The organism is Pseudomonas paraeruginosa PA7, assembly GCF_000017205.1.
In the GTDB taxonomy this organism is placed as follows: domain Bacteria; phylum Pseudomonadota; class Gammaproteobacteria; order Pseudomonadales; family Pseudomonadaceae; genus Pseudomonas; species Pseudomonas paraeruginosa.
In genome coordinates this window covers 68,192-81,577 of record NC_009656.1, presented here as the reverse complement: position 1 = coordinate 81,577, position 13,386 = coordinate 68,192, and the positions used below count along the sequence as shown (strand labels likewise).

General features: G+C 58.3%; 13 protein-coding genes and 1 pseudogene. 5 read left to right on the top strand and 9 right to left on the bottom strand.

Annotated features, from left to right (window positions below; translation table 11 throughout):
• Position 1: 1 nt before the first annotated feature.
• From PSPA7_RS31895 to prlC, 6 genes and pseudogenes are all read right to left on the bottom strand, one after another.
• The gene (locus tag PSPA7_RS31895) at positions 2-946 is read right to left on the bottom strand and encodes a hypothetical protein (protein WP_023083569.1); all 945 of its coding nucleotides are present in this window, start codon (positions 944-946) and stop codon (positions 2-4) included.
• Positions 939-3,041: a tyrosine-type recombinase/integrase gene (locus tag PSPA7_RS00335; RefSeq protein ID WP_003152713.1), complete on the bottom strand. Its 2,103-nt coding sequence runs from the start codon at positions 3,039-3,041 to the stop codon at positions 939-941. Before PSPA7_RS00335 ends, PSPA7_RS31895 begins: the two co-directional genes overlap by 8 nt.
• Positions 3,038-5,392 carry a site-specific integrase gene (locus PSPA7_RS31890; protein ID WP_011979087.1) on the bottom strand — a complete coding sequence of 785 codons (2,355 nt, stop codon included), beginning with the start codon at positions 5,390-5,392 and terminating at the stop codon, positions 3,038-3,040. The genes PSPA7_RS00335 and PSPA7_RS31890 overlap by 4 nt, the downstream gene beginning before the upstream one ends.
• Positions 5,393-5,477: 85 nt before the next feature.
• A pseudogene (locus PSPA7_RS00330) lies at positions 5,478-5,702 on the bottom strand (PA0069 family radical SAM protein); the annotation flags it as partial.
• 88 nt (positions 5,703-5,790) lie between these two features.
• Positions 5,791-6,066: a YheV family putative zinc ribbon protein gene (locus tag PSPA7_RS00325; protein WP_011979086.1), complete on the bottom strand. Its 276-nt coding sequence runs from the start codon at positions 6,064-6,066 to the stop codon at positions 5,791-5,793.
• Positions 6,063-8,108 (bottom strand): oligopeptidase A, encoded by a 2,046-nt coding sequence (gene prlC, locus PSPA7_RS00320; protein ID WP_011979085.1) that lies wholly within the window; start codon positions 8,106-8,108, stop codon positions 6,063-6,065. Before prlC ends, PSPA7_RS00325 begins: the two co-directional genes overlap by 4 nt.
• A gap of 77 nt (positions 8,109-8,185) precedes the next feature.
• Here prlC and PSPA7_RS00315 point away from each other — a divergent pair, with 77 nt between their 5' ends.
• From PSPA7_RS00315 to PSPA7_RS00305, 3 genes are read left to right on the top strand one after another with little or no spacing between them, the layout of a single operon-like run.
• Entirely contained in the window at positions 8,186-8,728 is a 543-nt protein-coding gene (locus tag PSPA7_RS00315; RefSeq protein ID WP_011979084.1) for a gamma carbonic anhydrase family protein, read from the top strand.
• Positions 8,721-9,386 carry an HAD family hydrolase gene (locus PSPA7_RS00310; RefSeq protein ID WP_011979083.1) on the top strand — a complete coding sequence of 222 codons (666 nt, stop codon included), beginning with the start codon at positions 8,721-8,723 and terminating at the stop codon, positions 9,384-9,386. The genes PSPA7_RS00315 and PSPA7_RS00310 overlap by 8 nt, the downstream gene beginning before the upstream one ends.
• A 32-nt stretch (positions 9,387-9,418) precedes the next feature.
• On the top strand, positions 9,419-10,405 hold the full coding sequence (locus PSPA7_RS00305; protein ID WP_011979082.1) for a hypothetical protein: 987 nt from the start codon (positions 9,419-9,421) through the stop codon (positions 10,403-10,405).
• 9 nt (positions 10,406-10,414) lie between these two features.
• Here the strand turns inward: PSPA7_RS00305 and PSPA7_RS00300 are convergent, their stop codons facing one another.
• On the bottom strand, positions 10,415-11,542 hold the full coding sequence (locus PSPA7_RS00300; protein ID WP_049792063.1) for an aminopeptidase: 1,128 nt from the start codon (positions 11,540-11,542) through the stop codon (positions 10,415-10,417).
• A 91-nt stretch (positions 11,543-11,633) separates the two neighbouring features.
• Between PSPA7_RS00300 and PSPA7_RS00295 the strand changes: the two genes are divergently transcribed.
• Positions 11,634-12,050: a PA0061/PA0062 family lipoprotein gene (locus PSPA7_RS00295; protein ID WP_003157862.1), complete on the top strand. Its 417-nt coding sequence runs from the start codon at positions 11,634-11,636 to the stop codon at positions 12,048-12,050.
• A 56-nt stretch (positions 12,051-12,106) separates the two neighbouring features.
• Entirely contained in the window at positions 12,107-12,544 is a 438-nt protein-coding gene (locus tag PSPA7_RS00290) for a PA0061/PA0062 family lipoprotein (protein ID WP_003157863.1), read from the top strand.
• A 12-nt stretch (positions 12,545-12,556) separates the two neighbouring features.
• Here the strand turns inward: PSPA7_RS00290 and PSPA7_RS00285 are convergent, their stop codons facing one another.
• Together PSPA7_RS00285 and PSPA7_RS00280 are read right to left on the bottom strand one after the other, a co-directional pair.
• The gene (locus PSPA7_RS00285) at positions 12,557-12,790 is read right to left on the bottom strand and encodes a DUF1161 domain-containing protein (RefSeq protein ID WP_003157864.1); all 234 of its coding nucleotides are present in this window, start codon (positions 12,788-12,790) and stop codon (positions 12,557-12,559) included.
• A 110-nt stretch (positions 12,791-12,900) separates the two neighbouring features.
• The gene (locus tag PSPA7_RS00280) at positions 12,901-13,356 is read right to left on the bottom strand and encodes an OsmC family protein (protein WP_003118563.1); all 456 of its coding nucleotides are present in this window, start codon (positions 13,354-13,356) and stop codon (positions 12,901-12,903) included.
• Positions 13,357-13,386: the final 30 nt, after the last annotated feature.

Here is a 13,386-nt window from a genome sequence, read left to right as displayed (position 1 = left end):
TTCAAGCCAAGATGATTGAGTCGAAATTTTCGCTGAATTGTATTTCTTCGAACCGCGCAGCCACAACTTTGATGGATGAAATATTCAATTCAAGAGCCGCACCATTGAACTGTTTTTCGGCCCTAGAGATACAGGCATCAAGGCCTAGACTAAATCGAACACAGTGCACAGGCGCGTTAAATTCTTTCCTAACCCTAGAAACTAACAAATTCCGAGTTGAAACTGTATCACTTGCCCCACTGACATATAAGGATACGCCTGGAGTAGGTGGCTTGTGATTATCAATCCAAGATGACTTGCCGCACATTGGAAGACCACACATTATGTAGACTGCGGTAACAAGTGAAGATCGATTCTGACTAGATAACGAATCCAGTTTCTCCAAAAAACTCAGAATGGCCTCAGAATCTGAGCCTGCATTAGGCACTTCCAAAATAATCTTTGAAGTGATAAATCCTGATACCGCAGGAGTTAATGATTCAGCAAGAGCCGCCTTGAGATCTGCACGTAGGATTGCGTTCTGATTCTTCTGATGAGTTAGCTCTTGAAGGAGCTTAGCCTTCTCAACTTGCTTAGCAGGCTTTTCACTAGCCAACGCAAAGTAATATTGTACCCTGTCGATCAACTGATTATATGTGGTGCTAGCGCGCTCCCTTAGTAGGGCTAACTGCTCCTCCAACTCTTTCAGTCGATGATGTATTTCTTGAGTATTTTTGAGTGGCTTTTTGACATCCTCACTTGAATCCTTTGTATAAACCCCAGAATGAGTTGTTCCTTTTATGACTTCTCTGACCTTCACCCAGTCAGGATCATGCTTTTGATTGATTGTTGCACGACCGACACCAGATAATTTAGAAACTTCCATCACTGATAACTTTTTTCGGCCGTCGCTTTGGAGCGCTGAAATAGTCGCATACACCCGATTGAGGAGATCCTGCTTAGCCATGCGCTACCTGCTTTAGGAAATTATGTGCTTCATCCCCTACAACCTCGTGAAGTCGCTTAAAGGCTTCAGCGATACGCCTCTGCGAATATTCCTTCTGAGTCGCTCCACAGTACCTATGCTTAATCATATTATCGTGGAAAATTATCTCATTTTTTAATGATGGAGCATTGGCCTCGACAAATGCAGCATATCTACAATTATATGGGTCACACGCAAACAAGTTTGGATGAAGCCTCGACCCAGGGCTATCATTCTTAGCATCACAAGGTGACTCGCTGGAAAGACCCGGCGTTCGCATACAGATTGCAAGATTCGTTCTATGCAGAAGCTTCACACCTTCATCAAGCAAAGAGGCGACATACTGACTTAAACTCTCTTTTCCCGCGTTTTGCAATTTAGCCCTGAGTATTGGAGACGAATTAGCAGTCTTGGCCAACCTTTTGCCGCCAATGCCCCCAATTTGACCAGAAATTACACCTTGCAAAACCTCGACGAGAATTTCCGTATTTTCTTCAATCAACGTAGCTTTGACTTCATCGTTCATGCCTGGTAAAGAAAGGATGTACCTTAACGTCATTTTTAAGCTGCGGTGAGAAAAGAGGCGTTTAATAATTTCAAGATTCCGCGAATCTTGATGAATTATATAAAGGGCAAGTGACTTCCGAAAACGATGTGGGTGTACTCTATAATCAATACCCAGGTTGTTTGCCACTCGATTGCAAGCTCGCTCTACCACAGTGGACTGCGGAGTGTTTCCAAAACTTAACTTTGGTATCTTGACAAACAGATAGTCGTGATTACCGTAAGCACGAGCATCCCGCCCTATTTCAATTATTACTTCAATTGCGTCAGCAGCAATTTTTGGGATAGGTATTGTTTTAATGTCGCCCTGTGACGAAATGGAGGTTTTGAAAACAGTATAAGTAAGCCAATAACCCTCAGACTTAAACGAAAGACAATCCACCTTAAGACCAATGACCTCTGATCGGCGCATCCCAGTAAGACATAGAAGAAGCACGATACACGCATCGATCAGAGAGACAACAACGCTAATCACAGCAGTTTGATTTATATACTCCCCCTCATCATTCTCATGCGTTCTTTCCTTGATTTCTATTCCCCACCAGGGAATACCGCTATCTAGTAACTTAGGTTTATAAGCCCTAAATCTTTTAACTCCCTCAACGGACGCCGTTGACACACCAATATTCATCGCGGCAAGCTTTCCGGGGTTCTCAAAAGCACCTACTATGGTTGGCGCAAAATTTTTATACAGCCAAAGGACGTCATCACTATAGTTTTCAACAAACCCCACACAGTATCTAAATATTTCTGCATAGTCATCGAGCGGAATGGGTTCGAAAGGTCGAGAGGACTCGTCGTATTCTCTTCTATATTTGGCGACAAGCTCTTTAGTTACGTATGAATCGTATAGTGAGTACTCTGACGGAAGCATACCCATCGATGACACGCCCTGCCAGAAGGACATTAAGTAACAGAATTCCCACTTAATCCCAGATGTGGGCAGCGACTCTATATAGTGCTCCACACTCGACTTGGCCAAATCATTCACCGTCCTAAAATCTGGTGAATTTTCCGAACCTAAATATAGACCTTCGGCTTGAAACAACCCGACAAGTCTTAATACTTTTGTTTTATCTGACTCAAGAGATGTATAAGCATTAATGCGACCATGAATTCCGAAGTGCGGTACACGGTAAAATAGTAGCGCCCTAGCAATATTCACCCAATGTTCGTGACCTACTCCACAAACATTCACGCCATACATATTCACATAATCAAAATTGATACGTATGGGAAATCCATTAGGGGAGGGGTAATCCCCAAAATCCCAAACCGGATCGCCGAAAGAGCTTCTAGGACTTACCCTAATATAACTCCACTCGTTCTTATCAATTCTGGAAAGATTGAGTAAATTTATACTATCGCAAATGATCCCAAGTGAAGAGTCGCCACTCAGAATCTCATCATCTTCTTCAGTAGCGATAGGCTCTGACTCTTCCTCGTGACAACCCAGTCCATTCCTTATTTCTTCTAAAACGGCTTTTATTTGGTCACGTGTTGGAGTTGTCATGAGAGCCCTATCATTGTCAATGGCAGTGCAAAATCGTTATGTACTGATCGATCTATTGCCTCAGCAACCTCAATCGGATCCCCCCAGCCCTCTAGAACCCCCTTCCACGCTAAATACTCAGCGCGATAGCTTTTCTCCCATTCTAAGGGATTTAACCGCTCCCTCAGACCGTCAAGGTCGGAAATTCTTCTTGCAATAAAAGGTAATGCTTCTTTGAAGATCACACACTGTGAGCATAACGGGCAACGATTGAAGTAGTTGCAAGGCGTATCCGTCCTAAGAAAACTTTCAGCGCCTGGCCAATCTGGTCGTCTTGAATTTAGACAACTTGCAATGAATGTCTGACCTTCCGGAGAAAGCAACTGTATTACCGAATCTTCAGAAGAATTCAGCCTGCCGACTAATGGTGCAACAACTGACCGTAGTTTTTCTTTGCTACCGCAGCGTAGAGTGGCTTCACGCAGCTCAACCAAAGACACATCTGTAAGAAGATTTGCTGAGTAACGCCTAAAATCTTCTTCATGCTTTCTCTGAATCTTTCTTAGACGCCCATTTAATATTTCTGCCGACCCCCAGTCACTATCATAATGATTCACTGTGGTATCGATATCCGAATGCCCCATCATTGTCGAAACTTCGTCTATATCTAAACCCTGTTCTCTCCGTCGAGTTTCGTAAGTAGTTCGAAGACGTTTCGTTTCAATTCTGGGGGATTTGGTATCCGTATCCAATTTTATGCGGTGGCGATGTAGAAACTCCGTTGATGCGTGCCCAAAATTCGTAGTGGTCACCGGCGTGCATAAGCGGCCAAACTTATTCCACAGATTCTTCGAAATGACACACTGAAATAATTTACCCTTTAAATAATGAGGCGACGAGAAATGCTTGGTTACTTCAGCGGCAACAAAGCGCAAGATCTGATACGTGCCAAACTTATCTCGCTTGTTTGATCTATGCATTTGGCTTTTGTTGGACCGTCCCTTGTACCCATAAATAATCACATAGTCATCATCCAGAAGGTCCTCCTCAATGTGGTCGTCTAGGTTATCGCTTATCGATACCACGACCTCAAAGTTCCAGCCCGTCTGCAACATCACGAAGAGAAAGAATGGGAATATAGTTCCCATTGTGAAGGCTACTCTGCTGAAGTATGCCATTTGACCTACTTCATAGGGTAGGTGCTCTGGCCCAACCTTCATATACATCAAGGCCGACCGTAATCTTTTTTCCAGCGTAGAATATTTTTTGTTTGTTCCGTGAGCGGTGTTTTTACTCCACTCAGTGGAAAAGAGATGTCCAGCTTCCTCGAAGCTCACTTGCATAGGCCAATCAGGATAAAGTCTTCCTACATTTGCAGTTGCAATTCGCCCAGATTCTTCTCGATCACAGCCATACACCATCCCCCGTTCACTGACCTCAGTACCAACTACAGGGCGACCTTTAGCCGCCAGTTCATGGGCGCGGGCTCGGTAAATGCCCAGAAACCTCTCTATACTTATTCCATTTGCCCGTATGTATTCTTTAACATCTCCAGTGGAGCGTATAACCCACTCAAACCCTTTAATGTGTGTCGCCTTGATTGACCCGTTGGATCTTTTAGTTTGCTCTTTTACAACCAGATCAAACATCAAGTTTTCTAATGAAAGATCGTATGCCAGAATTGGCTTCTCGCCTTCCACTACACTGTTGTAACTCTCCATCCACTTCATAATAAACTTAATATCGATCAGGCATCCCTCCACAAGCTTATTATGAATCTCCCTGCTGTATCCTTCTGTTATTTGCTCGTTCATCCCCGGTCCAGTCGGCCATTCAAACCCTTTGCCGACCCAGCCCTGCCCTTTATATTTATTTTTCAACGAAAGGAAGATATTTTTTAATGCGCCGTATCTTTTTCTATTTACGGTGCGACCTGGATACGAACGAATTAGAAATGACCTAAAATTCGCGCATACCTGCCCATCGACATCAGCAACACCTTTGACTGATTTATTGATCGGCTCAGCGCTGTTAAGAAACAGCACAAACTCTTGAATTGAGTAATAGATGTCTTGATGGGATTGATATGTGATCAATCTCTTTGCGGAATGGAGCTGCGCACCTATAAGTAACTGCTGGACAATTAATTTATGGTGCGGATACTCAGTGACAAGATCTGTGAAGTCACGGACGTATTCCCTTGTGCCAGTAGTCTTGTTTCGGACAAGCAACCCTTGAGCTGAAACATCGACTTGTCCCCTAGCAGTGCTTCTTTCTTGAATCGCTTGGGGGGTGTTTTCTGGGAGCTTTCGCTGGAGGGTCGGTCGTTCTCGCGACTCAAGTGCAGACTTGGAGAAAGGCTTGCGAGGCATCTGACGTCCATTTGGATGGGTCTCTAGCCAGCAGTATCAAGGATAGCTAGACACTCTGGCCATACATTTCTTTGTCAACGATAACATGCTCGCAACCACGGTAGGGATTGATCGAGCGATCGAAAGGAAGGTCCGGCGACTGGTTGCGGGAGATCACCGTGCGGGCGATCTCCTCGCGCACCTCGGTGAGCTGGATCGGCGGCACGTCCTGCTCCCAGCCATCGTCGAAGGCCTCGCTGTGGGTCGGGGCGAAGCGGTTGAGGGGGTTGCTGGCGGTACCGCGACCGCGCGGGGGCAGGGGAGCGCTCATGAGGGAAACCCGGCGAAATACTGTATATGGATACAGTATCGCACCGGGCCCCGGCGCACAGCCATCGCCGCCGGTCGGCGGCGAGCGGTCAGGCGTCGGGCTTTTTCTTCAGCTTGGGATTGGGGAAGAACTGCACCGACTGCACCTTCGGGTTGGCCGGCTTCGGCGCGTTCTGGTTGACTCGCGTACCCAGCTCCTTCGGGATCGACTGGCCCTGGGCGTTGAGCGTGTCGGCGTAGCCGCAGGCCACGCATTCGCGGTGCGGCACGCCGTCCTCTTCCCACATCTGGATCTTGTCCTGTTCGCTGCACGCCGGGCAGACCGCCCCGGCGATGAAGCGCTTCCTGGTGACCACCGGGCTCATGCGGCCTCCCCGACCAGCCCTGAGTGACGCAGCAGGGCGTCGATGGACGGCTCGCGACCGCGGAAGTCGACGAACAGCAGCATCGGCTCCTGCGAACCGCCGCGGGCCAGGATCGCCTCGCGGAAGGCGCGGCCGGTATCCGGGTTGAACACGCCGTCTTCCTCGAAACGCGAGAAGGCATCGGCGGACAGTACCTCGGCCCACTTGTAGCTGTAGTAGCCGGCCGCGTAGCCGCCGGCGAAGATGTGCGCGAAGCTGTTGGCGAAGCGGTTGTACGCCGGCGGGCGCATCACCGCCACTTCGTCGCGGATGCCCTCGAGCACCTGCAGCACGCTGCGGCCGTCGCCGTGGGTGGCGTGCAGCTCGAAGTCGAAGAGGGAGAACTCCAGCTGGCGGACCATCATCATCCCGGACTGGAAGTTCTTCGCCGCCAGCATCTTCTCCAGCAGGTCCTGCGGCAGCGCCTCGCCGGTCTCGTAGTGGGCGGAGATCAGCGCCAGGCCTTCCGGCTCCCAGCACCAGTTCTCCATGAACTGGCTGGGCAGCTCGACGGCGTCCCAGGCCACCCCGTTGATCCCGGAGGCGGCGGCATGCTCGACGCGGGTCAGCAGGTGGTGCAGGCCATGGCCGAACTCGTGGAACAGGGTAGTGACTTCGTCGTGGGTCAGCAGCGCCGGCTTGCCGTTCACTGCCGGGGTGAAGTTGCACACCAGGTAGGCCACCGGGTCGATAAGCCGGCCCCGGGCGTCGCGCCGGCGGTCGCGGGCGCCATCCATCCAGGCACCGCCGCGCTTGTTGGCGCGGGCATAGAGGTCGAAGTAGAAGCGGCCGACGTGCTCGCCGTTCTCGAGGATCTCGAACAGGCGCACGTCGGCGTGCCAGCGCTCGAAATCGTGCAACTCGCGGATCTGGATGCCATAGAGGCGCTCGACGATGGCGAACAGGCCGGAAAGCACCTTGTCCACCGGGAAGTAGGCGCGCAGCGCCTCCTGGGACACGCTGTAGCGCGCCTCGCGGAGTTTCTCGGCGTAGTAGCCGGCGTCCCAGCTCTGCAATTCGGCGCAGCCCTGCTCGGCGGCGTAGGCGCGCAGCTGCTCCAGGTCGCGGGCGGCGAACGGCTTGCTGCGCACCGCCAGGTCGCGGAGGAAGCTGAGCACCTGGTCGCTGGACTCGGCCATCTTGGTCGCCAGCGACAGCTCGGCGTAGTTGGCGAAGCCGAGCAGGCCGGCCAGCTCCTGGCGCAGGTCGAGGATCTCTTCCATCACCGGACCGTTGTCGTTCTGCCCGGCGTTCGGGCCCTGGTCGGAGGCGCGGGTGCAATAGGCGGCGTATACCTCTTCGCGCAGGGCGCGGTCATCGGCATAGGTCATCACCGCGTAGTAGCTGGGGAACTCCAGGCTGATCAGCCAGCCGTCCAGGCCCTTGGCCTCGGCGGCCTGCTTCATCTGGGCCTTGGCCGAATCGGTCAGGCCGGCCAGCGCGGCTTCGTCGGTGACCTGCTTGGTCCAGGCCTGGGTGGCGTCGAGCAGCTGGTTGGAGAAACGGCTACCCAGCTCGGACAGGCGCGACTGCACCTCGGCATAGCGCTTCTGCTTGTCCGCCGGCAAGTCGATGCCGGACAGGCGGAAGTCGCGCAGGGCGTGTTCGAGGATGGTTTTCTGGGCCACGTCGAAGCCGGCCGCCTCGGGGCTCTTCGCCAGCGCCTCGTAGGCCTCGAACAGGGCGCGGTTCTGCCCCAGCTCGGTGGAGTAGGCCGACAGCTCCGGCAGACAGGCCTCGTAGGCCTCGCGCAGCTCGGCGCTGTTGCACACCGCGTTGAGGTGGCTGACCGGACTCCAGGCGGCGCCCAGGCGCTCGTTGAGTTCGTCCATCGCCAGCACCAGGCCCTTCCAGGTCGGCTGCTCGCGCTGGGTTTCCAGCAGGCGGGCGATGGCGGCGCGGTTATCGGCGAGGATCCGCTCGATGGCCGGCTTCACGTGTTCCGGGCGAATGGAGGAGAAAGGCGGCAGGTCGTAGGCCTGCAGAAGGGGATTCGCGCTCACGTTGGCAACCTTGGCTAAGGAAATACCCGACCATCTTAAATACAATCGGCGGCATCCGCAGCCTGAGGAAAACTATCGTGACCATTCGTTCCTACCAGGGCAAAACGCCACTGCTCGGCGAGCGGGTCTTCGTCGATCCCTCGGCCGTGCTCGTCGGCGACATCGAGATCGGCGCCGACAGCTCGGTCTGGCCGCTGGTGGTGATCCGCGGCGACATGCACCGCATCCGCATCGGCCAGCGCAGCAGCATCCAGGACGGCAGCGTGCTGCACATCACCCACGCCGGCCCCTTCAACCCGGACGGTTTTCCGCTGAGCATCGGCGACGAAGTGACCGTCGGGCACAAGGTCCTGCTGCACGGTTGCAGCATCGGCAACCAGGTGCTGGTGGGGATGGGCTCGATCGTCATGGACGGCGCGGTGATCGAGGACGAAGTGATCCTCGGCGCCGGCAGCCTGGTGCCGCCGGGCAAGGTGCTGGAGAGCGGTTTCCTCTACGTCGGCAGCCCGGCGAAGAAGGCCCGTCCGCTGAGCGACAAGGAGCGCGGCTTCTTCGCCTACACCGCCGGCAACTACGTGAAGCTCAAGGACCAGCACATCGCCGAGGGCTACCATGCGTGACGCCGCGCTGCGCTACCCGCACATCCTCTTCGACCTCGACGGCACCCTCACCGACCCGCGCGAGGGCATCACCCGCTCGGTGCAGTTCGCCCTCGCCCGCCTGGGCATCGACGAGCCGGATCTGGCGCGCCTGGAACACTTCATCGGCCCTCCGCTGTTGCAATGTTTCATGCAGACCTACGGCTTCGACGAAGCGCGCGCCTGGGAGGCGGTGAACCACTACCGCGAGCGCTTCAGGGTCACCGGTCTCTACGAGAACCGCGTGTTCGATGGCATTCCCGAGCTGCTCGAAGCCCTGGTCGGACGCGGCCACACGCTCTACGTCGCGACCAGCAAGCCCGGCGTGTTCGCCCGCGAGATCGCCCGCCACTTCGCCTTCGACCGTCATTTCAAGGCGATCTACGGCAGCGAACTGGACGGCACCCGCACGCACAAGGACGAACTGATCCGCCACCTGCTCGACAGCGAAGGCCTGGCGGCGGAGCAGTGCCTGATGATCGGCGACCGCATGCACGACCTGCTCGGCGCCAGCCGCAACGGTGTCGCCTGCATCGGCGTCGGCTACGGCTTCGGCAGCGAAGACGAACTGCGCGCGCACCAACCGACCCATTACTGCGCCGACCTCGCCGCCCTGCGGCAGGTATTGGAATCCCACTGACCCATGCTCCGTTTCAGACAAGGACGCCTGACATGACCGACAATCCCTTCGCCACCCCCAGCGCCCCGGTGCAGCCGCCGACCCGCGAGGTGCCCGCGACCACCCAGCCCTACGCGTTCATCGCGGTGCTGGCGCTGGTCACCTGCCTGTCCTTCGCCCTGAGCCTGGGCATCCAGTGGTACAACGACATCGGCGAGGTCCGCCAGCGCTTCTCCGAGCACCTGCAACTGACGGCGCCGCACTGGTTCACCGGCCTGGTGTTCTACGCGGCGGCCAACCTCCTGGCGCTGCACGCCTACCGCGAACAGCGGCGGCTGGTCGAATTCCGCCCGCTGGCGCTGCTGCTGATCGGCTACGGCCTGCTCAACCTGGTCTGCGGCATGCTCGCCGGGATCGGCCTGACGCCGCTGACGCTGCCGTTCTACCAGTGGGCGACGGTGCAAGCCAGCTACACCGCCTGGCTGCTGGCGTTCAACGAAGCGATGAGCTGGGTCTACCTGCTTCTCGGCAGTCTGCTGCCGCTGGGCCTGGTGCTGCTCGGCAGCCGGGTGAACTCGCCGCGCCTGGCCGAGGGCGAGGAGGCTGGCGTCGGCGCCTGGCAGGTCGCCCTGGCCGCCGCGCTGTGTTTCGCCACGCTGTGCTTCAAGCTGTTGCAGTTCCTTCCCTACGCCTTGCTGCGCTACGACGAGCCCTGGCTGTACGGCCTGTACCTGAGTGGCGTGGCGCTGCCCGCGGCGCTGCTCTTCGGCGCCATCTGCACGCGCCTGCCGGCGCGCCTGCAACGCTTCGCCGCCGGGCGCGCGCTGCTGCTCGCGGTAGTCGCCATGCTGCTGTGGAGCGTGGCGCTGCTGGCGGTCGGCGGGGGGCTGGCGCTGCTGATGATCCTCGGCCTGGCGCCCGCTGGCATCGGCTATACGCTGCTGGTGGCGCTGCTCGGCGTCGGCCTGCTGGCGCTGCTCTGGCCGATCGGCCGGCTGGCCGCGCGCTGGTGCTACGCCGACCAGCTCGCCACCGCCTGAACGCAGGCGTCAGGGCGCTGCGGCGGCCAGCCGCTGCAACGCCGCCTGGCGCTCCGCCAGGGGTAGCTGGCCAAGGGCACGGACCCGCGCATAGAACGCTGGCCAGTTGCTGCCGACCTGGCGGAACAGCACGGCGAACGCCGGCACCCATTGGTCGTAGAGGCCGAAGGGAAGCAGCTTGGCATTGTTGAACGGCGAGTCGATCCAGGCCTTGAACGGCGACTCGCCGCCCCATTCGCGCTGGCTCAGCGCCGCGTACTCGCGGCGCAGGCGCTGGAATTCGGCAGCCTTGCCGGCACGTTTGGCGGCATCGTCCAGCGGCCCGGCATAAAGTGCTTCGAGGCGCGCACGACTGGCCAGGACCAGCGCGGTGAACTGCTCGCGGCGCTTCTCCTCGCGGCCGTCCGCCGGCGGCAGTCCACGATACTCGCGCCACTGGCGGGTACCTTCCTGTTCGACGAAGGTGGCGAAGGATTCGTTGAAGGCGGTGTCGTCGCGCAGGTAGAACTTCTGGTGCGCCAGTTCGTGGAAGATCAAGGTCGCCAGCCGTTCGTCGTCCCAGCGCAGCATGCTGCTGAGGATCGGATCGTCGAACCAGCCGAGGGTCGAGTAGGCCTGCACCCCGCCGACGTAGACGTCGTCGCCGAGCGCCCGCTGGCGCGCCGCCTCGGCGCGCGCGGCGGCCTCGCTGTAGTAGCCGCGGTAGGCCACGCAGCCGGCGATGGGGAAGCAATGGGTGACCGGCTGCAGCGACAGCTCCGGGGTGGCGAATACGTTCCATACCACGTAGGGCCGGCCGATATCGGCGTACAGGCGATAGCTGCGGTTGTCCGGCAGGTCGAGGCGTTCGCTGGCGAATTGCCGGGCCTTTTCCGCCCGCGCCAGGCGTTCGCGCAAGCGCGCGTCGCGCTGCGGGTCGGCGATCACCGCGGCGGCCGGCTCGCGGGCGCGCAGCAGGGCGAACTGGCCGCTGGCCAGTTGCCCGTAGTAGGAGACGGTCGAGCAACCGCTCAGCGCCAACAGCGCCAGGCAGGGAACCCAGCGGGGCAGTCGAAGGTCAGCAAGCGGATGGCGAAGGCGGCGTGGCATGGGCGGAACATAGCACAGCACGCGGACCGCCCGCCGCCCTACCAGCACCGGTCCGCGATCCGGCGAGGCGGAGGAACGCAAGGCGTTTTTCCAAGGCGCGACGGATGGCGGCCGGGTTAAAGGAGCTTCGGAGTCTTCTATGCGTACGCTGCTGCTTGCCGGTGGCCTGCTCGTCCTGAGCGGCTGCTCACTGCTGATGCCCACCCCCGACCCGAACCGCGCCTGGGTCGACCTCGCCACCCAGCCCGACGCCGATCTGGCCGCCGTGGAAGTCGACGACAAGACCTGGGACCGCACGCGCTACTTCGAGGTCGATCCCGGCACCCGCGAACTCACGGTGCGCTACCAGTTCACCGTCGACCCGACCAACATCGGTCCGGTGGACAGCCCGCTCTGGCGCGATTGCCAGCTCAACCTCAAGTTCAAGGACTTCAGCGCCGGCCAGCGCTACCGCCTGGAGGCCGGGCACATCGGCTTCCGTCCCTGGGCGAAGCTCTACGACCAGGACAACAGGGAACTGGCGCGCGGCCGCGAGGGGCGCTGCGCGAAGGTCTGAACGGCGCGAGGCGAGGGCGCTATGCTATGGGCTGAACCCCCTCCGGAACCCGCCCTATGCGTCCATTCACCCGTCTCGTCCCGCTCGCGCTGCTGCTCCTCGCCGGCTGCGCCGGACCGCTGCCGCAGCCGGACCCGAAGATGGCCTGGGTCGAGCTGCGCAGCGCGCCGGCCAATACCCTGCTGGCCGAGCGCCTGGACGGCGAGCGGTTGAGCGACGGGCGCTACTTCCAGGTCACGCCGGGACGCCATGTGCTGGAGGTGCGCTTCCAGTACGAACTCTATGGCGGTTCCGGCGGCGGGGGCGGCGGCTTCGGCGAGCCGGTGCAGATCAACTGCTACCAGCAGGTGGTCTATGACGGCTTCGAGGCGGGCCGGCGCTATCGCCTGGAGGTGCGCCCGCAATTGCGCAGGGCGCTGGCGCTACTGAGCGACGAACGCGGCGCGGTGGTCGCCCGTTCGAACTTCCAGACCAGCCGCTGCCCGCCGTACTGACAACGCAGCGGCTCAGTCGTCGTTCTTCTGGTAGATGATCTTCTTGGTGCCGTTCTCGCAACTGCCGACCACCATGTTCGGGTCGCTGACTTCGTCGTTGCGCACGATCTCCAGGGTGTAGGAGATCACCCCGGCCGACTGGATCTTGGTCTCGATCTCCGCCTTGAGTTCCTCGCACGGCTTCGGCGCGGCCAGCGCCGTGGCGCTGAACAGCAAGGCGGCTATCCCCAGCCCGATGGTTTTCATGACCCGTCACTCCTCGTCGATGCCTGGCAGCCGAGTGCTGCGCAGCGCATCCTGCCGCATTCGACTGCGGCAGGCCAGGGCCAGTTCGCCGGGCTGGGGAAGCGTTCCGCTCAGCCGTCGAGGCTGGCGTCCAGGCTGATCTTCGCGTTGAGCACCTTGGATACCGGGCAACCGGCCTTGGCCTTGTTGGCGATCTGCTCGAAGGTCTGCGCGTCCGCCCCCGGCACGCGCGCCCTGAGCACCAGGTGCACGGCAGTGATGGCGAAACCGTCGGACTGCTTGTCGAGGGTGACCTCGGCGCGGGTCTCGATACGTTCGGCGGTCAGGCCGGCCTCACCGAGCATCATCGACAGGGCCATGCTGAAGCAGCCGGCGTGGGCCGCGCCGATCAGCTCTTCCGGGTTGGTTCCCGGTGCGCCCTCGAAGCGGGTATTGAAGCCATAGGGGTTGTCCTTGAGCGCGCCGCTTTCAGTGGAAAGGGTGCCCTTGCCGTCTTTCAGGCCGCCTTGCCAGACCGCCGATGCCGTCTTCTTCATGTCGACTCCTCCGGAGCTGTGGATGGACAGCCGCTCACGTCGGCGAGCGGGCATGTCTAC